Source organism: Butyrivibrio sp. YAB3001, from assembly GCF_900112195.1.
Taxonomy (GTDB): Bacteria; Bacillota; Clostridia; order Lachnospirales; family Lachnospiraceae; genus Butyrivibrio.
Genome location: NZ_FOKR01000027.1, coordinates 1 through 26,117 on the forward strand (window position 1 = coordinate 1; position 26,117 = coordinate 26,117).

At 38.0% G+C, this 26,117-nt stretch carries 22 protein-coding genes and 1 other RNA gene; 21 read left to right on the forward strand and 2 right to left on the reverse strand.

Annotated elements, in window-relative coordinates; genetic code table 11:
• The first annotated feature begins 198 nt into the window (after positions 1–198).
• From BM086_RS18690 to smpB, 8 genes are all read left to right on the forward strand, one after another.
• Positions 199–492 (forward strand): diguanylate cyclase domain-containing protein, encoded by a 294-nt coding sequence (locus BM086_RS18690; protein WP_092331181.1) that lies wholly within the window; start codon positions 199–201, stop codon positions 490–492.
• Positions 493–607: 115 nt separating this feature from the next.
• On the forward strand, positions 608–1,249 hold the full coding sequence (locus tag BM086_RS18695; RefSeq protein WP_092331186.1) for an RpiB/LacA/LacB family sugar-phosphate isomerase: 642 nt from the start codon (positions 608–610) through the stop codon (positions 1,247–1,249).
• A gap of 403 nt (positions 1,250–1,652) precedes the next feature.
• Positions 1,653–2,948, forward strand: a complete 1,296-nt coding sequence (locus BM086_RS18700) for a tetratricopeptide repeat protein (RefSeq protein WP_175560376.1) — start codon at positions 1,653–1,655, stop codon at positions 2,946–2,948.
• 8 nt (positions 2,949–2,956) lie between these two features.
• Complete coding sequence (locus tag BM086_RS18705) at positions 2,957–3,631, forward strand: thiamine diphosphokinase (protein ID WP_092331194.1); 675 nt, start codon at positions 2,957–2,959, stop codon at positions 3,629–3,631.
• Between the two features lie 161 nt (positions 3,632–3,792).
• Positions 3,793–5,340 (forward strand): 2,3-bisphosphoglycerate-independent phosphoglycerate mutase, encoded by a 1,548-nt coding sequence (gpmI, locus tag BM086_RS18710; RefSeq protein ID WP_092331199.1) that lies wholly within the window; start codon positions 3,793–3,795, stop codon positions 5,338–5,340.
• Positions 5,341–5,446: 106 nt separating this feature from the next.
• Complete coding sequence (gene secG / locus BM086_RS18715) at positions 5,447–5,689, forward strand: preprotein translocase subunit SecG (RefSeq protein WP_092331204.1); 243 nt, start codon at positions 5,447–5,449, stop codon at positions 5,687–5,689.
• Positions 5,690–5,760: 71 nt separating this feature from the next.
• On the forward strand, positions 5,761–8,055 hold the full coding sequence (rnr, locus tag BM086_RS18720; protein ID WP_092331208.1) for a ribonuclease R: 2,295 nt from the start codon (positions 5,761–5,763) through the stop codon (positions 8,053–8,055).
• 15 nt (positions 8,056–8,070) lie between these two features.
• Complete coding sequence (gene smpB, locus BM086_RS18725) at positions 8,071–8,538, forward strand: SsrA-binding protein SmpB (protein ID WP_092331212.1); 468 nt, start codon at positions 8,071–8,073, stop codon at positions 8,536–8,538.
• Positions 8,539–8,609: 71 nt separating this feature from the next.
• Here smpB and ssrA read toward each other — a convergent pair.
• Positions 8,610–8,964: a transfer-messenger RNA gene (ssrA, locus tag BM086_RS18730) on the reverse strand.
• 173 nt (positions 8,965–9,137) lie between these two features.
• Here ssrA and BM086_RS18735 point away from each other — a divergent pair.
• A complete protein-coding gene (locus BM086_RS18735) occupies positions 9,138–10,325 on the forward strand; it encodes an MFS transporter (RefSeq protein ID WP_175560377.1) in 1,188 nt (395 codons plus the stop codon).
• Between the two features lie 83 nt (positions 10,326–10,408).
• The gene (gene proB, locus BM086_RS18740) at positions 10,409–11,212 is read left to right on the forward strand and encodes a glutamate 5-kinase (protein WP_092331221.1); all 804 of its coding nucleotides are present in this window, start codon (positions 10,409–10,411) and stop codon (positions 11,210–11,212) included.
• A gap of 151 nt (positions 11,213–11,363) precedes the next feature.
• Here the strand turns inward: proB and BM086_RS18745 are convergent, their stop codons facing one another.
• The gene (locus BM086_RS18745; RefSeq protein ID WP_092331226.1) at positions 11,364–11,933 is read right to left on the reverse strand and encodes a hypothetical protein; all 570 of its coding nucleotides are present in this window, start codon (positions 11,931–11,933) and stop codon (positions 11,364–11,366) included.
• Positions 11,934–12,071: 138 nt separating this feature from the next.
• Here BM086_RS18745 and BM086_RS18750 point away from each other — a divergent pair, with 138 nt between their 5' ends.
• The 11 genes from BM086_RS18750 to ybeY all read left to right on the forward strand — a co-directional run bounded on the left by BM086_RS18750 (position 12,072) and on the right by ybeY (position 26,117).
• Complete coding sequence (locus BM086_RS18750) at positions 12,072–15,125, forward strand: FtsK/SpoIIIE family DNA translocase (RefSeq protein ID WP_092331229.1); 3,054 nt, start codon at positions 12,072–12,074, stop codon at positions 15,123–15,125.
• 115 nt (positions 15,126–15,240) lie between these two features.
• Entirely contained in the window at positions 15,241–16,917 is a 1,677-nt protein-coding gene (locus BM086_RS18755; protein ID WP_092331235.1) for a formate--tetrahydrofolate ligase, read from the forward strand.
• A gap of 42 nt (positions 16,918–16,959) precedes the next feature.
• A complete protein-coding gene (gene folD, locus BM086_RS18760; protein WP_092331240.1) occupies positions 16,960–17,832 on the forward strand; it encodes a bifunctional methylenetetrahydrofolate dehydrogenase/methenyltetrahydrofolate cyclohydrolase FolD in 873 nt (290 codons plus the stop codon).
• Between the two features lie 18 nt (positions 17,833–17,850).
• Positions 17,851–19,302, forward strand: a complete 1,452-nt coding sequence (locus BM086_RS18765; protein WP_092331245.1) for an FN3 associated domain-containing protein — start codon at positions 17,851–17,853, stop codon at positions 19,300–19,302.
• Positions 19,303–19,320: 18 nt separating this feature from the next.
• On the forward strand, positions 19,321–20,196 hold the full coding sequence (locus BM086_RS18770; protein ID WP_092331250.1) for a sulfide/dihydroorotate dehydrogenase-like FAD/NAD-binding protein: 876 nt from the start codon (positions 19,321–19,323) through the stop codon (positions 20,194–20,196).
• 64 nt (positions 20,197–20,260) lie between these two features.
• A complete protein-coding gene (gltA, locus tag BM086_RS18775; RefSeq protein ID WP_092331255.1) occupies positions 20,261–21,643 on the forward strand; it encodes an NADPH-dependent glutamate synthase in 1,383 nt (460 codons plus the stop codon).
• A 188-nt stretch (positions 21,644–21,831) separates the two neighbouring features.
• Positions 21,832–22,869 (forward strand): hypothetical protein, encoded by a 1,038-nt coding sequence (locus BM086_RS18780; protein WP_092331259.1) that lies wholly within the window; start codon positions 21,832–21,834, stop codon positions 22,867–22,869.
• Positions 22,862–23,344: a 23S rRNA (pseudouridine(1915)-N(3))-methyltransferase RlmH gene (gene rlmH, locus BM086_RS18785; protein WP_092331263.1), complete on the forward strand. Its 483-nt coding sequence runs from the start codon at positions 22,862–22,864 to the stop codon at positions 23,342–23,344. Before BM086_RS18780 ends, rlmH begins: the two co-directional genes overlap by 8 nt.
• 41 nt (positions 23,345–23,385) lie before the next feature.
• Entirely contained in the window at positions 23,386–24,429 is a 1,044-nt protein-coding gene (locus tag BM086_RS18790) for a PhoH family protein (protein WP_092331268.1), read from the forward strand.
• Complete coding sequence (locus tag BM086_RS18795) at positions 24,419–25,630, forward strand: hypothetical protein (protein WP_092331273.1); 1,212 nt, start codon at positions 24,419–24,421, stop codon at positions 25,628–25,630. Before BM086_RS18790 ends, BM086_RS18795 begins: the two co-directional genes overlap by 11 nt.
• The gene (gene ybeY, locus BM086_RS18800; RefSeq protein WP_092331278.1) at positions 25,614–26,117 is read left to right on the forward strand and encodes an rRNA maturation RNase YbeY; all 504 of its coding nucleotides are present in this window, start codon (positions 25,614–25,616) and stop codon (positions 26,115–26,117) included. The genes BM086_RS18795 and ybeY overlap by 17 nt, the downstream gene beginning before the upstream one ends.

Here is a 26,117-nt window from a genome sequence, read left to right on the forward strand (position 1 = left end):
TGTTTCAGATCCACAGGGCTCCTTGCAATCGTAACCTACTTCTTGATAAACCGTCATGCGGTAACTAACTGATTAACAAATGAACAAAGAGACTGTGGTTGGAGCCTTTTAAAAACCGTCAATGCGGTAGGGTGAAATGACCAATCCACAGTATCTTAAACAGCATAGTCGAACCTATAGAAAAGGTAAAGAAAGACTATGTATATACTAATAGTAGGGTGTTCTATCATTTGTAATACATTTGCTCACAGCCCGGTTTACAGAATCGGTGGTGACGAATTTGTAGTTATTGCTCACGGCAAGGACTTAGACAATATCGAAGACATTATGAAAAGACTGAGCGATATAAATAATGAAAATAAAGAAAAAGGTGAAGTTACCATAGCAGCCGGGTTTGCTATCGGAACAGAAGGAAGATATGTAAAAGATGTCTTCTTTGAAGCAGATGAAAAGATGTATCAGAATAAGAAGCGAATGAAAGGTGAAATTTAAAAAGATATTTGAATAAAATCTTGAAAAAACAGCACAAAGTCATATTTTTAGTAGAACATCTCGGATAAAAAATCTAAAATTATAGAATAATATATTTTGGATGGAGGGTTTCCTAATGAAAATTGCGCTTATTAATGAAAATAGCCAGGCAGCAAAGAATGAGATGATCTACAACGCTCTTAAGAAGGTTGCTGACAAACATGGCTTTGAGGTATTTAACTACGGAATGTATTCTGCTGAGGATAAAGCTCAGCTAACATATGTGCAGAATGGAATTCTTGCTTGTGTACTGCTTAATTCAGGAGCTTGTGATTATGTTGTAACAGGTTGCGGAACAGGTGAAGGCGCTATGCTTGCATGCAACAGTTTCCCAGGTGTTATCTGTGGTCATGTTACAGATCCGCTTGATGCATATACTTTTGCTCAGATAAATGATGGTAATGCTATTTCTATGAATTTTGCTCTTAAATCAGGATGGGGTGCTGAACTTAATCTTGAGTATACATTTGAAAAACTGTTCTCTGAGGAAAGTGGTCAGGGATATCCAAGAGAGAGAGCTGTTCCTGAGCAGAGAAATAAAAAGATTCTCGATGAAGTCAAGAAGGTTACATACAATACAGATGTCGTTGATATTTTAAACAGACTTGACAGAGAATTGGTAAAGGGGGCTTTATCAGGTGAACATTTCCTTGAGTATTTTGATGCAAATGCCAAGGATGAAAGAATTAAAGAAGCAGTTCATGCAATTCTTGCTTGATTGATTTGTGCTAATTAAATAAATTGATGATGAGTTTAAGCTCTGTTTTACTATCAATGGTAAAGCAGAGCTTTTTTGTCATAGGAAAATGCTCAGTATTCCTTTTAAATATAAAAAGCTCCGTTATTGATGAGAGAATATTTTGCTTGATTTATCTAAAAAAATGGCACGTACTCTTTGTGTAATTGCTATAAAAATCTTCTGCTGTAATGTTGCGGTTTTGTGCATGTTTTGATATACTAATGAACTGTTATAGGGTGTTAAAAAAATTATCATTAATTTATACTCTTTTTATATAATTTTAATTTATTGAATTAGTATTTTATTTAGGAAGTAGGTTTATTTAACAATGAGGTACAGACGAAAAGGACAAAAAAGGCGCGTAGGAAATGGAAAAAGAAAGTTGAATTATAGGAAAATCGGTATTATTTCTGCGGCTACAGTGGTTGCTTTTGTATCAAGTTATGCTGTCTACAGTCATTTACCATTTGTAAAAGTTAATAAAGCTATTGCTGCAGGAAACAGATATTCAGAGAATGAAGAATATGAAGCAGCAATTAATTCATATACTGAGGCGATTGAGATTGATTCAGGCGCAGTTTCTGCCTATTCCAATATGGCGGGAGCTTATCTGAGTATTGATGATTCAGAATCAGCCAAGAAGGTGCTGTATGATGGCTGGCAGAATACTGATAATGAGAATCTTTTAAATAATTACCTCACAGTTATCTTAAATGATGCTGTAAATACCATGAATAAGGGTGAGGGTAATATTGATACAGCAATTAGCGTTTTATCAGTTCTTGAGCAGGATAACTCTAATGCTGATGCTGTTGAGCTTATGAATGCTTGTTATGACAGATGCTTTTCTCGTTATGCTGATAACACAGATTCACTTTTCAGAAGTTCAGACGAGAATGGCTGTTCTTTCGAAAAGTATAAAGATATAGTAGAGAGATTATTTAATATTTATAAGTTTAATTCTTCTGATGATATCAAAAATCTTGTATTAAAATATATAATTCCGGCATCTGATTCTTTTGCTATGAATTATGAAGATGCGCTTGCTTATCAGGATTTTTTAAATGGTGTTATTGAAAATGTTGGCACAAATGATGATATAAACAGTTTTATTGCATGCCTTCAGAATGCCCGTGAAGTACAGGGGATTTTTGCAGATATCTTTAACCAGCTTGATGTCGGAAATGTAGATGAGTTAAGAAATTTTGTTGTTTCTGATGAATATCTTTCTCTCAGGGATAAGTTCCTTAATAATGAAGATACTCCACAGGAAAATACTACTTATGTGGCAATAAGCAGAGAAGCTATTATTTTAAATAAGACCGGTAACGGATGGAAATATAGATTTTTAAGCTTTGAAGAGAATCCTGAAAGTCAGGGAGTTATTACTCTTTGGGCTAATTATTTTGAAGATGACGGTGTTCAGAGAAATTCTATTTCATACGAACCTAGCGCAATAGATGGCAACGTTTATCCACATACCAAGTACACTGTAACATATCTTAGAAGTTATACAAACTCCGGCAATAATACCAAGGTTGCCAAGATGAATTACAGATTATCAACAATGATAACTGATGCCGATGGAAATACGACAGAGACTATTGTTGGAGATTGGGGCGGAAGCAATGAATATGTGATGGATATCGAGACGATAGAATCACGGATCAGAGCTTGATGATATAGATGGACAGAGAAAAATATGAACAAAAATGCATAATAATATCTGCGGGCAGCTTTGTTCCAATGGAAATCCCAATTTCTGACGGTGATTATGTTATTGCGTGTGATGCAGGATTTTCCTATGCTCAGCAGATGGGTATTTTACCGGATCTTATTGTGGGAGATTTCGATTCAGCAATGGAATCAGGCCCACTACTTATGCAAAGTCTGGAAGAAATAGAACGGGAAGATCCGGATAGAATAATAAGGCTCGATGTCAGAAAAGATGATACAGATACTATCAAGGCTGTTAAGATTGGTCTTGCAAAGGGCTTTCGAAAGTTCTTTCTTTATGGAGCTTTAGGCGGAAGGCGCATAGAGCATTCTTTTGCGAATGTGCAGACACTATTATATATTAAACACCATGGTGGCAAGGCTTACATAATGGATCATGACAGAATTCTCATGGTTGCAGAAAATGAGACGATAAAGTTCCACCGAGGAAATTCAGGATATCTTTCTATTTTTTCACTGACTGCTAAATCCAAGGGAGTTACACTTAAGGGACTCATGTACTCTATGGATGATGGGGAAATAACTAATGATTTTCCACTTGGTGTCAGCAATGAGTTTATTATAGATGAAGAAGCTGAGATAACTGTAAGAGATGGCTCTTTGCTTATAGTGGCAGAGATTTAAACTTACGTAAGAATGAAATAATAATAAAGCTTTTGTTAAATACTTGTCATTTCTACAGGAATTGAGATATACTATGCAAGGAAAGTTAAAATTAGAGACTTTTTGTAATTATTTTCACTGTCTGTCGATGCAGGTGGTGCGTGAAATGGAGGATATATATAATGAAAGGTTCTAAACCAACAGTTCTTTTAATTCTTGATGGATATGGACTTAATGATAATAAGGAAGGCAATGCCATTGCTATGGCTAATACTCCTGTAATGGATGGTCTTATGAAGGATTATCCTTTTGTAAAGGGTAATGCCAGTGGCCTTGCTGTAGGACTTCCTGATGGCCAGATGGGTAATTCGGAAGTTGGTCATATGAATATGGGTGCAGGACGTATTGTATATCAGGAACTTACAAGAATCACAAAATCTATCGAAGATGGTGATTTCTTTACAAATGAAGGTCTTATGACAGCTATCAATAATTGTAAGGAAAAGAATTCTGCTCTTCATCTTTACGGACTTGTATCAGACGGTGGTGTTCATAGTCATATTACTCACATCTACGGTCTTCTTGAACTTGCTAAAAAGAATGGCCTTGATAAAGTATTTGTTCATTGCTTCCTTGATGGAAGAGATACTCCACCGGAAAGTGGAATTGATTTCGTTCAGCAGCTTGAAGATAAGATGAAAGAGCTTGGAGTTGGCGCAGTAGCTACTATTTCAGGTCGTTATTATGCAATGGACAGAGATAATAACTATGACAGAGTAGAGATTGCTTACAATGCTATGACTAAGGGCGAAGGCAATAAGGCAAACAGCGCTCATGAGTGCATGGTTGAATCCTACAAGAACGGAAAGACTGATGAGTTTGTTGTTCCTACTGTAATTATGAAGAATGGCTCACCTGTTGCAACTATTAAAGATGGCGATTCAATTATTTTCTACAATTTCCGTCCTGACAGAGCAAGAGAAATCACACATTGCTTCTGTGATGATGAATTTGATAAATTTAACAGAGGAGCAAGACTTGATGTAACATATGTCTGCTTCACAGATTATGATCCACTTATTCCTAATAAGACAGTGGCCTTCAAGAAGGTTCTTTTGACCAATACATTTGGTGAGTGGCTTGCAAAGAAGGGTATGAAGCAGGCTCGTATTGCAGAAACAGAGAAGTATGCACATGTAACATTCTTCTTTAATGGTGGCGTTGAGCAGCCTAATGAGGGTGAAGACAGAGTCCTTGTAAACAGCCCTAAGGATGTACCAACATATGACCTTAAGCCACAGATGAGCGCTCCTGAAGTATGTGAGAAGATTGTTGACGCTATCACATCTCAGAAATACGATGTAGTAATAGCAAACTTTGCTAATCCTGATATGGTTGGTCATACCGGAGTTATCCCTGCTGCTGTAAAGGCTATTGAAACTGTTGATGAATGCCTTGGCAAAGTAGTAGCAGCTATTAAGGAAGTAAATGGAACACTCTTTATCTGCGCTGACCACGGTAACGCTGATATGATGATCGATTACGAGACAGGCGAGCCTTTTACTGCTCATACAACAAATCCTGTTCCATTTATCCTTGTAAATTATGAGCAGGGCTATACATTAAGAGAGGGCGGATGTCTTGCAGATATCATCCCTACACTTATTGAGTGCATGGGCGAGGAACAGCCTGCAGAAATGACAGGAAAGTCTCTTCTTGTTCGCCAGTAATCTTTTAGATTAAAGCCTGATTGACGTTATAGAGTAAATGTGATACATTAATATTTGCTTGCTATGACAGATTTTAGATTTTTTAGATGATTTGGGAGGTTTTTCAGTGAGTATCTTGAGTTATGTTGTTGGAGTAATATTTATGATAATCTGTGCCGTTCTCGTAGTACTGGTACTTGCTCAGGAGGGTAAGAGCCAGGGACTTGGAGCAATTCAGGGAACAGTTGAGAATACATATTGGGGTAAGAATAAAGGACGTTCAAGAGAAGGTATCCTTAAGAAGGTAACAATTGTTCTTTCAGTACTTTTTATTGTTCTTGCTTTACTCCTTAATATGAAAGTTCTTTAATCTGTTGAAACTTATCGTAGATTTTTCTAAGGCACTCCATTGAGAGTGCCTTAATTGTTTTAAGAGGTTATATGAGTAAAGGAAAACGCTTTAAAAGAATGGATGACAGCCTTTATGGCATCAGGAATAAAAATGCTGAAATGGTTGTTGGAACTTTTATTGCAAATTCGAGAGGATTTGGATTTGTAGAGGTTGAAGGCAGGGATGAGGATATTTTTATCCCTGAAGAATATGTTCATGGAGCATTTAATTCTGATACAGTTGAGGTAGAGATTGTATCAAAATCAACCGGCAAACGTGAGGAAGGACGAATCAGAAATATTCTGGTAAGAGGAATAGAAGAAGTAATTGGAACTTACCAGGGTGAAAAGAATTTTGGATTTGTTATTCCGGATAATAATAAGATAATAAATGATATCTTTGTGCCGCTTGAGCATCGCGGAAAAGCGGTTACCGGAGATAAGGTCGTAGTTAAACTGACTGATTATGGTAATGGAATAGAACATCGTAAGCCTGAGGGAAAAATCATTGAAGTAATTGGAAATATAAATGATCCCGGAGTTGATATTTTATCGATTGTAAAAGGATTTGATATTCCAAGTGAATTTCCTGAAAAGGTAATAAATCAGGCTAACAGATGTCCTGATACAATAAGCGAAGCGGATATGCTTGGCAGGCAAGATCTTCGAGACGTTCAGATGGTTACTATTGACAGCGAAGATGCCAAGGATCTGGACGATGCAGTGAGTCTTACTGTTGATTCGGAAGGTTTGTATCACCTTGGCGTGCATATTGCTGATGTTACTAATTATGTGCAGGAAAATTCGGCACTTGACAGAGAAGCACGTAACAGAGGGACAAGCGTTTATCTTGTTGATCGTGTAATACCGATGCTTCCACATAGATTGTCTAACGGTATATGTTCACTTAACCATGGTGAAGACAGACTGGCACTTAGTTGTCTTATGACTATTGATAAAAATGGTGGGATTATTGACCATGACATTGTTGAATCAGTGATCAATGTTAATGAACGTATGTCATATACATCAGTAAATAAGATACTTGAACTAAAGGACGCTGAGGAAATTGAGAAATACAAGGACCTGGTTCCTATGTTTGAGGATATGGCTAAGCTTTCTTTGATCCTAAGGGAAAAGAGAGAAAAGAAAGGCGCGATTGACTTTGATTTCCCTGAAACAAAGATTATTCTTAATGAGCAGGGTGATCCTTTGGAAATACTTCCTCGTGATAGAAATGTGGCAACCAGGCTGATTGAAGATTTTATGCTTGCAGCTAATGAGACTGTGGCTGAGCATTTCTTTTATCTTCAGAGTCCGTTTGTATATAGAATTCATGAGCAGCCGGATCCGGATAAGATAAGTTCACTAAATGCCTTTGTTGCTAATTTTGGCTATCATGTGAGAACCAGAAAAGATACAGGCGTTAAGCCCAAGGAGCTTCAGTCGCTTCTTAAAAAGATACAGGGAAGCAAGGAAGAACCGGTAATATGTAAAATGGCGCTTCGTAGCATGATGCAGGCTAAATACAGCACTGAGTGCACAGGACATTTTGGCCTTGCGTTTGATTATTATTGCCATTTTACTTCACCAATCAGAAGATATCCTGATCTTCAGATTCATCGAATAATCAAGGACCATCTTCGTGGCAGAATGAATGCTGAGAAAGCAGCTCATTATGAAGAAATTCTTACTGAAGTTGCTAAACATTCTTCGGAGACAGAAAGAAGAGCAGAAGAAGCTGAACGTGAAACTGATAAGCTTAAGAAGGCTCAATACATGGAAAAGCATGTAGGAGAAAAATTCGAAGGCATCATTTCCGGAGTTACCGCATGGGGAATGTTTGTTGAACTTGATAATTCCTGTGAGGGTGTTATCAGAGCAGCATCAATGCTTGATGATTACTATGAATATGATGAAGAACACATGAAGCTTTTTGGAACATCTACAGGAAAAGAGTATTCCATTGGCGATAAAGTTGAGATAAAGGTTCTGGCAGCTGACAGATTGACACGTACTATTGACTTCAGACTTGTAAATGAGGATGAAGAAGATGGAGAGGATAATGATTTTGTAGCTTTTTCTGATGCAAGAAAAATAGCTGAGAACAAGGCGAACAAGATCAGAAAGATTATATCAGATTCTCTTAATGATGATTATTCTTCGGAAGGTTCAGAGACAAAAGAAACTTCAAAGAAAAAGAAGGGTAAGAAAGCTAAAGCTGATAAGAAGGAAAAATTCGATGTCTCAATGACCGGAAGAAAGGTCTATAAAGTACATAAATATAAGAAATCTGCTACCAGCAAGGCAGCTAGAAGCATACAGAAGAAAAAGAAAAAAAGATAAGACAGGTAAGGTATTATGGCAGAAGATAAGGCAAGAAAACTGGTTGCGAATAATAAAAAGGCTTATCATGATTATTTTATTGAGGAAAAATATGAGGCGGGTATCGAACTTTTTGGCACAGAGGTAAAATCTATCCGCCAGGGGAAATGCAGCATAAAAGAAGCATGGATAAGCATAGATAAAGGGGAGGCATTCATTATGGGAATGAATGTCAGCCCTTATGAAAAAGGTAATATTTTTAATAAGGATCCTTTGAGAGTAAAGAGACTGCTTTTACACAAACAGGAAATAAGAAAACTGGAGCAGCAGAAGATGGTTCAGGGGTATACACTGGTTCCACTTGAAGTTTACTTTAAAAACGGACGTGTAAAGGTTGAAGTCGGTCTTGCCCGTGGTAAGAAACTTTATGACAAGAGAGCTGATATGGCTAAAAAAGATCAGCAAAGAGAAGCACTAAGAGATTATAAGGTAAGTCTTCGCTAAAGGGCATTTATACATAAAAAGGAACATCCTTCAATTATTTCATGATAAATAATTCAAGGATGTTCCTTTTTAGATGGATTAGGCGGGAGTCGAACCCGCGTCCAAAAATTCATCCCCTGTCCTTCTACTATCGTAGTCAATTATTGTGAGGTCTTAACCTCTGTTCCCTCATGGCTCCGGAAATTGACAACCAAAACTAATCAGTAGCTTCATGATACGACCATAACCGCAAAGCTTAAGCTATGTCGTTTCCTACATTTTTTGACGCCAGTTACTGAATGTGTAGGTGCATTCAGGCTGACGGGCTGCACTTAGGCAGCGATTGCTAAATTATCTTCAGCGTTTAATTTTAATTTGAGGTTTGACGCACCGTCCTGCGGATAGCTTCTCCAGCTTCAAAATCCCTGTCGAAACCTTTACTAACCCGTATTCAATTGTAGCTTACTTATTATATCGGTAAAGTTCCTAAAAATCAATATACCACAGGTTTAATCTTAAATTTTTATTAAAATAAAAGAGCGTTCAAAAATGCTCCATATAACGATGATAAAATTATGGTAGGCACTGTAGTAGTGAATGATAGTCATAAGGAGCAGGATATGGAAAATATCAAGAAAAACAAAGATTTTTTATGGCTGATTCTTTTTTTGATAGTGTTTATTAATGGTTTTGAGGCTGGCGGATATCAGGCAAGCCTATGGAACATCGGACAAAATTATAAACTTTCAGTAACTTTCATGGGAATTTTTGCCTCAGTTGAACTGTTTGCGACAATGTTGGCACCGCTTGTACTGGGTAATTGGGCGGACAGATCCGGAAAGGGACATTGCATAAAGATTTTACTTGGAATACAGATTTTTGCTGCTGTAGCAATTCTTTTTACAAATGCAGGAGAGTTCTTTGTTATAGGAGTTTTCTTTTTGGGATTAACAACAAGCGCGCTGCAGTTTATTTCAATAGCAACTCTTGCTGATACATATCCACTGTCCGGAAGCAAAAAAATTGGATATATTACATCAATGTATGCTCTTGGGGCACTTATAGCTCCCCTTGTAGTTGATTTCTATCTGAATCATGGCATGCACTGGCGAACACTTTTTGCACTTCTTGCTGTTGGCAGTGTTATTGGTTTTATTGGAATCTTTAAATCAGGTGATGATGTAAGAGAGATAGTTGCAGATGAAGATACTTCAAGTGGAGATGTAAATAAGTCTAAAGGAAGTGAATTCATTATTATCGGTGTGCTTCTTTTGTGCGTTATTATGTGTATCTATGTTGGATTTGAGAATGGATTTACTTTCTTTGTAGATACTCTTTTTACAGATGTGCTTAAGGCGAGCACCGGAAAATTTGCGCTTTCTTTATTCTGGGCAGTAATGATACCATCAAGAGTTTTAGTCGGACACTTTGCAAAGCATGCTAAGAAAATTCTTGTTGCATCAATAGTTACGATTCCGATAATTACAGTTTTGATATCGTTGTCAAATAATAGCACAGTAGTAATGTTATTGTGTGTACCTTTAGGATTTGCCAGTGGCGCAATCTATCCGAGCGTTCTTAATATAATGTTGTTCTTTGCCGGGAAAAAGACTGCAACTGCTACAGGAATGATAACAACAGCGACAGGAATTGGCGGAGTTGTGTTTACTGCTCTTACCGGATTTCTTGGAGATACACTTGGAATGCGCATGGCAATGGCTTGCCTTTCAGGGTTCTTTATCATATCTTTTATTGCAGCGCTCTTTTCAATTAAAATGATTAAAAACTACTCTTTTAATTCAAAATGATTAAATCTTGAAAACAAATCCGTTTCGGTTTACACTTATATGAGTTTGATTTAATTGATTAAAGTGACAAAGTGGGTGAAGATATGAGTGTAAGCAAGAAAAGAATTGTTGTTAAGGTTGGAACATCTACGATTACAAATGAGAGCGGGAATATTGATATAAGAGCGATTGACCATCTTTGCAGGGCGGTGGCCGGAGTTGAGAATTTAGGCTATGATCTGGTCCTTGTTTCTTCAGGTGCTATTGCCGTGGGAGCTAATAAGATGAGGCTTACGCAAAAGCCACAGGAGATACGTATGAAGCAGGCTGCTGCGGCAGTGGGACAGACGGAACTCATGCATCTATATGATAAACTGTTTGGCGAATATAACAGAATGGTTGGTCAGATACTGCTTGATAATGCGGATTTTTCTAATTCCCTTAGAAGTGAAAACTTAAAAAACACTTTTGATGCTCTTTTGGAAAATCATATTATTCCTATAGTAAATGAGAACGACTCAGTCAGTCATACCGAGATTGAATCGGAAAAGAAGCTTTTTTCTGATAATGATATGTTGTCTGCTCTTGTTGCAGTTTTCTGCAATGCCAGCAAGTTGATCATTTTTTCTGATATCGACGGACTATATGATGGTAATCCTCAAACTGATAAAGATGCAAAACTTATAAGCAGGGTTGAGGAGATAAATGATGAACTTAAATCTGTGGCATCGGGTTCCGGTTCTAACAGAGGAACAGGCGGAATGATCACCAAACTTGAGGCAGCTGAACTTGCTACTTCTCATGGAATCGATGTTCTTGTTACAAACGGTAAATATCCTGAAAAACTATATGACATCATAGAGAAAAAGAAAGTCGGAACCTTATTTGTTGCTAAAAAAGACAAATGATAAGGTGCTGAATGAAATAGAATGTTAAAAAAGATCCTGTTGCTGTCGCAAGGCATACGGGTATAATAGACTTATTTAATCAAAAAAGGTGATCACTTTAAACTGAGGTGATCACCTTTTGTTATGACTTTTTTGTGCTTACACTGATCAATCAAGGATTCTCGTGGTATTTGTCATAGATTTCAGCAAGATAAGTTTTAACAATCTGAATGTTGGACATCTTGCGAAGATCAACATTACCCATCATAACAGCGATTTCATCTGCAAGAAGGAGCATGTTGAAAATCTTAAGCTTAAATTCATCTCTTGTAAGTTCATCAACATTTATCTGCATTAAAGGAGCGCCTAACTTAAGAGTGATATTCTCATCTGCGATTCCTGTGAGCATATCATGAGTTTCTGAATCAAAGCTTACATAAAGAATAAGCTTTTCTTTTTCATGCTTTTTGATTGTAAGAGGTGTCTGATGTGATTCCTCCATCCACTCATAAAGATCTGTCTCATCAGGATTCATGAGATATTTAGTGAGTTCTTCTTTGTGCTTCTCTATATACTGCATGAATTTGCTTGCATTAGGACCAGTATATGCAAGCTCAACCTTAACGCCTGTGTCAGATTTAACAAGTCTGCATTTCTCAGCAACATCTCTAAGCTTTAGAGATGTTTCGGTATTACCGATTACTTTAAAAGTACCAGTTTCTAATTCCTGTTTAAATTCCATTGTCCGTCTCCTTTATTAAACAACCAAAATCCGATGTTAGTATAGCACAAAGACATCAAAAATGATATACTTATTAGAGTTTGTCAAAAAGTAAGAAAAATGTTATAAAACAGAAAAACTGTTTTTAGTGGGGAAGAGATGACATCTGGTACTAAAAGGGGAAATTCAGTTAGAAAAACATCAAAGAGTAGTAATACTCGTCGTAAGACTGCTTCCAGCAGTCGAAAAGCTCCTTCAAGGAAGGAAGAAGTAGATTATTCAATCAGAAGTGAGATTGTAGTTATAGCAACCATTGCTTTTACAATCTTTCTGTTTTTATGCAACTTTGGCATTTGTGGTTCTTTTGGCAATGCGATTAGCAAGGTCCTTTTTGGCCTTTTTGGAATAACTGCATACATCGCGCCTATCGTAGCTCTTTCTGCTGTGGTCATTGGAATTGCTAATTTTGGTTCTAATGCTGCTGTTCGCAAAATATCCTCAGGATTGGTTTTATTTGTTATTATTGGCATGCTGTCTGAACTTATTATCGGAAGACCGCAGAAGGCCGAGGCATATAGTCTTGTTTCTATATATACTGCAGCCAGCACTGAAAGAAATGGTGGAGGCGTTTTGGCCGGATCCATAGCATATTTGTTCTTCAGATATCTTTCTTTAGTAGGAACTATCCTGATAATACTTGTTGCAGGTATAGTAAGTCTTGTTATATTTACACAGCATTCTTTTGTTGGAGGAATTCAGAGAGGAAGCCGAAGACTCATCGAAAGAACCAGACAGGATGCTGAGAATTATCGTGATTATGCTGAGAGACGCAGAGAGAAGATGCAGCAGAGAAGAGAGCGCCTTGAGGAAGAAAAGCGTCTTGCGATAGAACAAAAGGAAGATGAGAAAATCCTCAGAATGGAGAAGAAGGTCAGCGGTGTAATGATCGATACTGCACTTGAGAAGGATGAAGAACCTGCTCCTGCCATAGAAGCTATAGACAATTTGCCTGAGGAATCTAAAAAAATCTTTATTCCTGAAGAAGACATTAGTGATGATATTCATGAAATTACTATTAATAGAGAGATTGAAACTGATGTAGAACCTGACGGGCAGAGAGTTATGCGCACAGAGCCTGTAATCCATGGTATGCACTTTGATGAACCGGAAGATGACCCTTCACAAAATGTTCAGGAAGAAATTTCATATATTGATTGGCAGAAGACAAGGGATAAGAATGTTGTCGAAATATCATCTTATAATTCTGATGACTTCAGGGAGAAGGATAATATCTACCATTTGTCAGATGCAAGACAGAAAATGAATGAAGATGATTATAGTGAAGATAATCTCAGAGGCGATAATTCAGAAGAATATAATTCTAAAGAAGCTGATTACAGAGAAGATTATCATGAGGATGATGTTACTGAAGAAGAAACTCCGGTTATATCAAATGGCACTGATACTAGCTTGAACAGACTGCTTGCACGAGTATCAGAAGCTGAAGACAGCGATGAGGAAATATTACCGGATGTTCCGGTACATGCTGAAAATATAGGAAATGGAATGAATGGAGATTATGTTATCCATGCGCAGGATCACCTTTCAATGAGTAGGGATGCTTCCACACAGATTGATTCTTCATCTAAGGGTAGCAGTACTATTTCACTTGGACCAGGACCTCATACTACGAGCCCCGGAATGGAAAAACAGATAGAAGAGCATAAAAAAACTATTTCTAAAAAGTATGTATTTCCACCTGTATCTTTGCTTGAAAAAGGCGTTAAGAATAAAAACGTTGATACTGAGAGAACACTAAAAGAAACAGCACTCAAACTTCAGGATATCATAAAGAGCTTTGGGGTTAATGTAAATGTTACTGATATAAGTCAGGGACCAAGCGTAACACGCTTTGAACTACAGCCTGAAGCCGGTGTAAGAGTTAATAAAATTGTAAATCTGGCAGATGATATAAAAATGAATCTTGCTGCAAGGGATATCAGAATAGAAGCGCCGATTCCCGGAAAGGCAGCTGTTGGTATCGAGGTTCCTAACAAGGAAAATCAGATGGTTGCTCTCAGAGATCTCTTTGAATCTGCTGAGTTTAATGAATTTGATTCAAAACTTGCTTTTGCCGTAGGAAAAGATATTGCAGGTAAAACAGTTGTTGCTGATATTGCAAAAATGCCGCATCTTCTTATTGCGGGAGCAACCGGCTCAGGAAAATCTGTCTGCATTAACACTATTATAATGAGCCTTATTTATAAAGCTACACCGGAAGAAGTGCAGATGATCATGATTGATCCTAAGATTGTGGAGCTGAGTATATATAATGGAATACCTCATCTTATGATTCCTGTTGTGACTGATCCTAAGAAAGCTGCTGCTGCGCTTAACTGGGCAGTTGCTGAAATGACAAACAGATATAAGAAATTTGCGGAAGCAGGTGTTAGAGACCTTAAGGGATACAACAGACTTGCAAAGGAAGATCCTTCATCAGATAAGACTGTGCTTCCTCAGATTGTGGTTATTGTTGATGAGCTTGCAGACCTTATGATGGTATCAGCCAATGAAGTTGAAGAGGCAATATGCCGTCTTACTCAGCTTGCAAGAGCTGCCGGTATCCACCTGATCATTGCAACACAGAGACCATCTGTTGATGTCATTACCGGACTTATCAAAGCTAATATGCCAAGCCGAATAGCATTTGCTGTTTCAAGTGGCGTTGATTCAAGAACTATCCTGGACATCAACGGAGCTGAGAAGCTTCTTGGAAAAGGAGATATGCTCTTTTACCCACAGGGCTATACAAAGCCTGTCAGAGTTCAGGGAGCATTTGTTTCTGATAAAGAAGTTCAGCAAGTTACAGATTTTTTAAGAGAACAGAAGATAGAATCTTCCTATGCTGAGGAAGTTGAGAGTCAGATAGTAAATATGCAGGGCTCTTCTCAGACAAGTGGAGGAAGTATCGATTCAGATTCCGGAAGAGACGAATATTTCGTTCAGGCCGGGAACATAATAATAGAAAAAGATAGAGCATCTATCGGATTTTTACAGCGAGTATTTAAAATTGGTTTTAACAGGGCGGCAAGGATTATGGATCAGCTCTGTGAAGCAGGCGTTGTAGGAGATGAAGAAGGAACCAAAGCAAGAAAAGTACTGATGACCAAGGCTCAATTTGATGAGTATGTAAATGGTCAGACTGCTGTTTAATTATGTATTAATAGCTTAGAATAATTCTGTTCAAAGGCTTTTAATAAATTGCAACAATCAATATTTTTTTAAGCAAAAGTCTTTATTTTTGACTTTTGCGGGAATGGAGATCTGGATGGCTGTAAAGAGTGATATTGAAATCGCACAGGAAGCTGAAATGCTGCATATTCGTGACGTTGCAGCAAAAATTGGTATCAGTGAGGATGACCTTGAGTTTTATGGCAAATATAAGGCAAAACTCTCTGATGATTATCTAAAAAAGGCTCAGGCAAATCAAAAAGGGAAATTGGTTCTTGTTACGGCAATTAATCCTACGCCTGCAGGCGAAGGAAAAACAACTACCAGTGTTGGACTTGGAGATGCGCTGAACAGACTTGGAAAAAAGACAGTTATTGCTCTTCGTGAACCATCTTTAGGACCTTGTTTTGGTATTAAAGGCGGTGCTACCGGTGGCGGATATGCACAGGCTGTACCCATGGAGGATATAAACCTTCATTTCACAGGTGATTTTCATGCTATTACTTCTGCAAATAATTTGCTTGCTGCAATTATTGATAATCATATTCAGCAGGGTAATGAACTTGGAATAGATACCAGACAGATTATCTGGAAAAGAGCTGTTGATATGAATGACAGAGCGCTCAGGAATATTGTTGTAGGTCTTGGTGCAAAGGCAGATGGTGTTCCAAGAGAAGATCATTTTGTTATCACAGTGGCTTCTGAGATAATGGCAATTCTTTGTCTTGCTGATGATATGGATGATCTTAAAAAGAGATTATCAAGAATAATCGTTGCTTACACAAGAGACGGCGAGCCAGTTACAGCAGGTCAGTTAAATGCAGTAGGCGCTATGGCTGCTTTGCTAAAAGATGCATTAAAGCCAAATCTTGTGCAGACACTTGAGCATACACCGGTTATTATCCACGGTGGTCCTTTCGCAAATATTGCTCATGGCTGTAATTCTGTAAGAGCAACGAAGACTGCACTTGGAATGGGCGATATTACTGTAACAGAGGCAGGCTTTGGTGCCGATCTCGGTGCAGAGAAATTTTTTGATATTAAGTGTAGAATGGCCGGATTGAAGCCTGATGCAGTTGTTCTGGTTGCAACGATAAGAGCACTTAAATATAACGGTGGTGTTGATAAGAAGAATCTTGGAGAAGAGAATCTTGATGCTCTTAAGAAAGGTATCGTAAATCTTGAGAAGCATATTGAAAATATTCAGCAGTATGGTGTTCCTGTTGTAGTTACGCTTAACTCATTCCTTACAGACACACAGGCTGAGACTGATTTTGTCAAGAAATTCTGTGAAGACAGAGATTGCAGATTTGCTCTTTCAGAAGTTTGGGCAAAAGGTGGCGAAGGCGGTGAAGCTTTAGCAAAAGAAGTTATTAATACACTTGAAAATAAGACTTCAAATTTCGCGCCTATTTATGAAGATTCTTTATCATTAAAGGAAAAGATTGAGACTGTTGCTAAAAAGATATACGGTGCCGATGGTGTTAATTTTGCACCGGCTGCTTTAAGACAGCTTTCCAAGATTGAAGACATGGGATTTGGAAATCTTCCTGTCTGCATGGCTAAGACACAGTATTCTCTTTCAGATGATCCAACTCTTCTTGGAAGACCAAGGGATTATAAGATAACAGTAAGAGAAGTTTATGTTTCAGCAGGCGCAGGTTTCGTGGTTGTTCTTACAGGTTCTATCGTTACCATGCCCGGACTACCTAAACATCCTGCTGCATATGACATAGATGTAGACAGTAATGGAAAGATAACCGGACTTTACTAATTTTATAAAACATGTTATTAGTGTGTATTGTATGGAGTAATAATGAGCGCAGAGATAATTGATGGAAAACTGATTTCTCAGCAGGTCAAGGATGAACTTAAGGAAAAGACCTTAAAATTAAAGGAAGAAGGCATAGAAATAACGCTTGCGGTTATTTTGGTCGGTGAAGATCCAGGTTCAAAGGTATATGTTCGCAATAAGAAAAAAGCTTGTGAATATATTGGCTATAGATCTTTATCTTATGAGCTTCCGGAGGAGACTACCCAGGAAGAACTTCTTGATCTGGTAAGAGAACTTAATGATCGCGAAGATGTAGATGGCATACTGGTTCAGATGCCGTTGCCTGCTCATATTGATGAGAAGGCAGTTATAAATGCAATTAGTCCGTTTAAGGATGTGGACGGATTTCATCCGGAAAACGTCGGGGCTCTTTGCATCGGTGAAAAGGGATTTGTTTCCTGTACACCTGCAGGTATCATTCAGCTGTTAAAAAGAAGCTGTGATGGAAAGATAGATATATCCGGTAAGGAATGTGTTATTGTCGGCAGATCAAATATCGTTGGAAAACCCATGTCTCTTTTGATGCTAAGGGAGAATGCTACAGTGACTGTGGCACATTCCAAGACTAAAAATCTTAAGGAAGTATGTAAGAGAGCGGATATTCTGATTGCAGCCATTGGAAAAGCAGGAATGATCACCAAGGACTATGTTAAAGAAGGCGCTATTGTTATCGATGTGGGAATCAACAGAAATGCAGATGGAAAGCTCTGCGGGGATGTTGCTTTTGATGAGGTAAAAGAGATTGCAGGCGCTATCACACCTGTTCCCGGAGGTGTGGGTCCTATGACAATTGCTATGCTCATGAATAACTGTTATGAAGCAGGCGTAATGAGAAGAAATAAACAGGCAATTTAAGTTTTAAGAAGGAGTTATATGAAGTGCCCTGAATGTGGTTTTGAAATTCCGGAAGGACATATGTACTGCGATAATTGCGGAACTGAGATCAACTTTGTCCCGGAATTTGAACCTGAGGTTGAGAATGAGATCAATCAGTCATTATCAGGAGTCGCAGATGAACTCAACAAAGAAGAACGCCTCAGGGAAGAAAAAAGAAAAAAGAGGCTTGAGTTATTTGAAAAGATAATATCCAAAAGATATTATGCATATATAGCTGTAGTTGCGGTTTTATTTGTGGTTATTGTCATATGTGCTGCACTTTCCTTTAGTGGCAAGACATCATTTCATTACTTGAGAAAAGCTGAAAACTCAAAAAATGCCGGTGACATAGAAAAAGCAATCCAGTATCTTGTAGAAGGTAATGAGAGTTTTCCTGATAATTCAGAGATTATTTTCAGACTATCCGATTATTATCTTGAACTCGGTAAAAGTGATGAAGCTGTTGAGGCACTAAAAAAGATAGCAGATTCAGATGTTTTTGATGAACAAAAGGTCATGACTGCGTATGAGGGAATTATCTCAATATATGAGCAGAGTGGGGATTATTCGAAACTTACAAGCCTTTTTGAGAATAACGATAATTCTCTTGCAATTGCTGTAAGAGATAAATACATTCCTTCACCGCCTGAGATGACACCTGTATCCGGAGAATATGATGATACAGTTGTTGTATCTGTTTATCTCAAAGAACAGAATGGACAGGATAAGATTTACTATACTGTAAATGATGGTGTTCCGGATGAACTAAGCATACATTATGACAAGGAAATAGTTCTTGATACTGAAGGGAAATACAGCATTAAAGCAATCTGTATCAATCAATATGGAATTCAGAGTGAAGTGACGGAAAGAACTTTCGTAGTCGTAAAAGGAAAACCTTCACCCCCTGATGTTCTTGAACCAAGCGGTGAATACAATCAGAATACGATGATTGTTGCAGTAACCGACGCATATAATACAATTTTTTATACTACAGATGGTTCAGATCCGACCATCACATCAAAACAGTATATTTCACCAATAACCATGCCTGTCGGAACATCGCATTTTAAATTTGTTGCCATCGATGAGGATGGGCAGGTAAGTGATATTGTAGAGCGTGAATATCATTTGGTATATACGCGCCTTGTGTCAAAGGAACAGGCTGTTAACAGTTTAGTAAGTACTCTTGTAAGACTCGATTATCTTTTGGATAATTCCGGTAAGGTCAGAGGAGTTGATGGACACAACGAGTACATTTACAATTCTGAAATTGAAATAGCAGGTGCCGGCGAGTATTATGTTGTTGTGGAATATCATGTATCCAATGATGGCACATCGGCCCCCACAGGACTTTTATATGCTGTGAATACGCATGATGGTTCTGTTAATAGACTAGGATATGATTCTAGTGGCAAATATACATTACTAAAAATATCAAACAGATAAATTTGTAGGAGGATGATTATGTTCAAAATTTTGGAAGCCAATGAGCTGGCTACAAACATTTTTCAGATGATTGTAGAAGCTCCACGTGTTGCAGAGGCATGTTTACCCGGTCAATTCCTTATTATCAGGGTAGATGAAGAAGGGGAGAGAATTCCTCTTACAATTTGTGATTATGACAGAGAAAAGGGGACTGTTGAAATCGTTGTTCAGGCAATTGGTGCTGAGACGTTTAAGCTTGGCAAGCTTAAGGCCGGAGATCATTTGGCAGACGTTGTAGGTCCTTTGGGAAGACCTTCAGATCTTTGCGAAGAAAGTGTAGAAGAACTTAAGAAAAAGAAAATTGTATTCATTGCAGGCGGTGTTGGAACAGCACCTGTTTATCCACAGGCTAAGTATTTGAAAGAGCTTGGTGTTGACTGTGATGTTATTATCGGGGCAAAGACAAAAGATCTCGTTATCTTAGAGGACAGATTTAAAAAAGTTTGTAATCTTCATGTCACAACTGATGATGGCTCATACGGCAGAAGCGGTATGGTTACAAAAGCTCTTCAGGATCTTTGGGATGAAGGAAATAAATATGATCATTGCGTAGCTATCGGACCTATGATCATGATGAAATTTGTATGTAAGCTTACAAAGGAACTTGGAATTCCTACTATTGTCAGTATGAATCCTATAATGGTAGATGGAACAGGAATGTGCGGTGCATGCAGACTTACTGTAGGTGATGAAGTTAAATTTGCATGTGTTGATGGACCTGAGTTTGATGGACATAAGGTTGATTTTGATCAGGCAATGAACAGAATGAGACTTTATAAGACAGAAGAAGGAAGACTTCTTTTGAAGGCTCAGGAAGGTGATACTCATCACGGCGGTTGCGGTAACTGTGAATAATATAGGATAAGTAGGATTGATCCGTATTGCTATAAATTGATTAGTGCATAAAAAGGAGATTGTAATGGATGGATTTGTAAGAGTTCCTGTACGTGAGCAGGATCCCAAGGTACGTGCTACAAACTTTGGTGAGGTTTGCCTTGGTTATAATAAAGAAGAAGCTGAAAATGAGGCACAGCGTTGCCTTAACTGTAAGAATCCGAAATGTGTTCAGGGTTGTCCTGTTTCTATTGATATTCCTGCATTTATCCAGCAGGTAAAGGAAGGCAACGTTGAAGGCGCTTATCAGACAATAAGTAAATCCAGCGCGCTTCCTGCAGTTTGTGGTCGTGTATGCCCACAGGAAAGCCAGTGCGAAGGTCAGTGCGTAAGAGGAATTAAGGGTGATCCGGTTTCTATCGGTAAATTGGAGAGATATGTTGCTGATACTGCAAGAGAAATGGGTATCAAGCCTCAAGGTGCTACAGAGAAGAAGGGCAAAAAGGTAGCTGTTATCGGTTCAGGTCCTTCAGGACTTACCTGCGCAGGCGACCTTGCTAAGATGGGATATGATGTAACTATTTTTGAAGCACTTCATGAAGCAGGTGGTGTACTTGTTTATGGTATTCCTGAATTCCGTCTTCCTAAAGACGCTGTTGTTAAAAAAGAGATCGAAAATGTAAAGTCACTTGGCGTTAAGCTTGAAACTGACGTTGTTATCGGTAAATCAGTTACAATTGATGACCTCATGAAAAAAGAAGGCTTTGACGCAGTATTTATCGGATCAGGCGCAGGACTTCCAAGATTCATGAACATTCCAGGCGAGCAGGCTATGGGTGTATTCTCTGCAAATGAATTCCTCACAAGAAGCAATCTTATGAAGGCATTTGATGAGAATTCAAGAACACCTATCATGAGACCTAAGAAATGTGTTGTTGTAGGTGGCGGTAACGTTGCTATGGATGCTGCAAGAACAGCTCTCAGACTTGGCGCAGAGGTTCATGTAGTATATCGTCGTGGTGAAGAAGAGCTTCCTGCACGTAAAGAAGAAGTTGGACATGCCAAGGAAGAAGGAATCATTTTTGACCTTCTTACTAATCCTGTTGAGATCCATGCTGATGAAAATGGTTGGGTAACAGGTATCACATGTATCAGAATGGAGCTTGGTGAACCTGATGAGTCAGGAAGAAGAAGCCCTGTAGAAGTTCCAGGTTCAGAGTTTGACATTGAGTGTGATGCAGTCATCATGTCACTTGGTACATCTCCGAATCCACTTATTTCTTCAACAACAGAAGGTCTTGATGTGAACAGAAGAAAATGTATCGTAGCTTCTGAAGAAAACGGTCAGACATCAAAGACTGGTGTATTTGCAGGTGGAGATGCAGTTACAGGTGCAGCTACAGTTATTCTTGCTATGGGCGCAGGTAAGGCTGCTGCAAAGGGTATTGATGAATACCTTAGCAAATAATTTTTGAAAACTGAGATTTTGCTATAGTTATAGTAAACGAAATGGTTTTTTTGCCTATCAAAGCTGATAATTATTTGGATGTTTTTATTTGGAAATTATAGCTAATCTGAAAATTGTGAATTATTTCATATTTGGGGGTGAAATTATTTTTACCCCCAAATATGCATATTTAGAATGGTGTATTTTTAATGGAAAAAGAAGAAAAGATAAGAATAGCGATAACAGCCGGTGTTATGGGCGTTATTTTGCTAATATTGATTTTGTATTTAGCGATAACATGGAAAAAGGATGAGAGTGGAAAGAACAAGGTTACTGACGAGGTAACTATTGCTTCTACTGAGCTAAGTACCAATTCTGAAAGTGTTTCGGCTAATGATGAAGATGCTGCGAATAAAGAAGATAGAGATGCTGCAAATGCAGATACCGCGGCAGATGCAGCAACTAGCGCTACATCAGAAAACATTCAGAATTTAAATAAAAAAGAAAGTATATCGGGAAATAGTTTTTATGAGACTACAGTTCCTGTTTTGAAGAAAGATTATAGAGGACTTAGCTTTAATACTATGTCTCAGCTAGAGGAGATGGCCGGCTATTGGAAAGATGGCAATCAGGCAGCCATAAGAGATCTTGCAAAGCTGGACAGATTTGAAGCTATGTCGGCAAAATTAAGCGGAACCAATGATTTTTACTATTTTGGTGATAAGAACAGTCAGGGAAAGCCGGAGGGCTTTGGAGTTGCTGTCTATGCGAGTAACCAATATTATTTTGGTGAATGGGTAAATGGCAAAAGACAGGGAAAAGGAACCTGGTATTCTTTTTATCCTGAGTATAACACCTATGTTGTCAAAGAGCATATGTATTCTGGCGAGTTTGCAGATGATCTGCCAAACGGTGAAGGCCAGGAACACTATGATTATAATCAGGAACTGATGAATGGAGAGGATCTGTATCTTCAGAATGCAATCGGCAACTTCACAGCCGGCCTTTACAATGGTGAAATGTATATCATTACTGTTGATGAGACTTTTTCAACAAAGGAATGGCTAGGAACATGTAAAAACGGCGAATGGATTCAGGTGCTTAATTCCTATAAGGACCAGGCTGGCCGTACTGCGGTTCTTAGTGAAAGAGAAAACAGTGAGAATCACATTTGGATGGTTGAAAAGAAGCTGACTGACAATGGAATCTTGGGAATGATTTCAGGTGGTAACATAAAAAATGAGTAATATTACAATTATATGCGTTGGTAAAATAAAAGAGAAATATTGGAACGATGCTATAAGCGAATACTCAAAGCGTTTATCAAGATATTGCAAATTGAGCATTATTGAAGTTGCTGATGAAAAGACTCCTGAGAATGCTCCAAAAGCAATTGAAGAGCAGATTAAGAAAAAAGAAGCCGACAGAATCATTAGCAATCTCGATTCCAATGCACATATATGTGCGCTTTCTATTGGAGGAAAGCGATATTCATCTGAAGGTTTTTCTGATTATATTGCGGATAAGGGAATTAAGGGAATCAGCAATATTCAATTTATCATAGGTGGTTCATTGGGATTGCACGAATCTGTGCTATCTAAAGTAGATGATGAGATCAGTTTTTCTGATATGACATTTCCGCATCAGATGATGAGAGTAATCCTGCTTGAGCAGATTTACAGAGGATTTAGGATAATGCGGGGAGAGCCTTATCATAAATAAAGTAATAAATACTAAAGAATTGTTTGGGGAAATAAGCATACATGAGTGAAATAACAGAACTTACTCTTTCTCTTACAGCTGAGGATGAGAGAAATATTTTTGGTGGCAATGACAGTTACATTAAGAAGATTGAAGACAGTCTGCATGTTGAGATTGTAGATAGAAACGGTACACTTCATATAATTGGAGATAAGGAGGGGGCAAATAAAGCTTCAGGGATACTAAGGGAACTTGTTCAGCTTTCAAGGCGCGGAACAAGTATTGAAGAACAGAGCGTTGATTATGCTATTTCTTTAAAAAAGGATTCAGGTCTGGTAAAAGAAAATGTCAGCGACAATGTATTGGTTGACATAGACAGGGATGTTATATGCCATACAATCTCAGGAAAGCCCATAAAGCCCAAGACGATTGGCCAGAAGAAGTATATCGATGCAATAAGAAACAAGATGATCGTATTTGGACTTGGACCTGCAGGAACCGGTAAAACATATCTTGCAATGGCGATGGCCATAACAGCTTTTCAGAGAGAAGAAGTAAGCAGGATCATTCTAACAAGACCCGCAATCGAAGCGGGAGAAAAATTAGGATTCTTACCCGGAGACCTGCAGAGTAAGGTTGATCCATATTTGAGACCTTTGTACGATGCACTTTATCAGATCATGGGAACAGAGAATTTTATAAAAAATATGGAAAAAGGTCTCATCGAGGTTGCACCTCTGGCATATATGCGAGGTAGGACACTGGATAATGCTTTTATTATTCTCGATGAGGCACAAAATACAACTCCTGCGCAGATGAAAATGTTCCTGACACGAATAGGTTTTGGTTCTAAGGTTATCATTACAGGTGATGCCACACAGAAGGACCTTTCTCCGGATACTAAGTCTGGTCTTGATGTTGCTTCATCTGTCTTAAAGGGCATTGATGATATTGCATTTTGCACTCTTACAAGCAGTGATGTTGTAAGACATCCTCTTGTACAGAAGATTGTAAAAGCCTATGAAGATTACGAGAAGTCTGTTGTAAATAAACAGAAGAAAAAGGCTATTCAGAAATTGGAGAGAAAAAACAGGGATGGAAAATGATAACAGGATTGAAGTTAAAATAAAGATTCTTTATGCATTATTATTTGTCCTTACAGGAGTTTTAATCTGCTCTTTTTCTATTTTTACAAAAAAATCATATGAGGAAGTTTTAAGGAATACAATTGTTTCTTTGATAATTACAGGAAATGTCGTTTTTATGCTTGTTGATGCCATTTCAAGAGGTGAAAAAGGGCTTTCTTTTGATAATTATCATCATAAGGGAAGATTTGTTTTTGTATATGCTTTTTTCCTTGTGCTTTCATGCTTTTTTTCATTGGTCCCAAATGAGATGTGGCCATATATGTCACTGTTTATAATTCTTGCGCTTTTTTCAAATCATGAAATTGGCATGGCGTCAGGAACAGGGCTTTTGATCATTTCCATAATGCTTGAAGCAAATGGGAATATCGGCGAATTTTTCATGTATTGCATTGCAGGTATGGTGGCGCTCTCAATGTTCAGGGATTTAAAAGAGAATACTGCAATTGGTAATCCAACAGCAATTTCACTTATGATGCAGGCTGTGCTTTTGATGGCTTTCAATATTCTGTTTCTGAATAGAACATTATCAGTTGGGATTTTCATGCTTCCTGTATTCAATCTCATGCTTAACCTTGTAATTCTGCTTATCTTTTTAAACATGTTTGGAGTATATGTCATCAGAAAATCCAATGATATGTATATGGAAATCAATGATGCAGGTTTTACTCTTTTTATGCAACTTAAGGAAAAGAGTAAAGATGAGTATTACAGAAGCATTCACACAGGATATCTTGCTGAGAGAATTGCAAATGGACTTCACTACAATGAGAGAGCTGTAAAAGCCTGTGCATATTACAACCGTATAGGCATACTTGAAGGGAAAAACGGATGGGATGAGGTAAAACATTTTTATATTGATAACAATTTTCCCGTTGAAGCAGTAAAGCTCCTTCATGAGTATATTGACCCTAAAACTGTAAGCATCAGATCTAAGGAGGCACTGTCGGTTGTTCTATCGGAGACTGTTATAGAATCAATAATGTATTTAATAAATCAGGACAAAAATGCTAAAATTGATTATGACAGATTGATAGATGGCATAATGGATAAGAAAATTGAAAATAATGAATTAAAAGCATATGATGTCACATTCAGAGAATATGATAAGATGCGTCAGATATTAAAAAAGGAGAAGCTGTATTATGACTTTTTGCGTTGAAAATGAAGTAGATGCGCATTTTGATTTTGATCCCGATGATGTTGCCAGAAAGGTTGCAGAGGAAGTATTAAAACAGGAAGGCTGTAATTTTGAGGTTGAGATTAATCTGCTTATCACAGATGATGATGGCATAAGGGAGATGAACAGTGAATTCAGACAGATAGATAATCCAACTGATGTATTGTCTTTTCCGAATGTAAGCTATGAGACCGCAGGAGATTTTTCAGTAATTGAAGGAGAACAGAAAGTTGATCTGATTAATCCTGATACTGGAGAAGTTTATTTTGGGGACATAGTTATAAACGAAAATCGTGTAAGATCTCAGGCCAGTGAATACGGCCATTCCGAGAAAAGAGAATTTGCATTTCTTGTGGCGCACAGCATGCTTCACTTGTGCGGCTATGATCATATGGAGGCAGATGAGGCTGCTGTTATGGAGGAAAAGCAGAATCTTGTGCTTAATGCTTTGGGGATTACTAGGGATTAA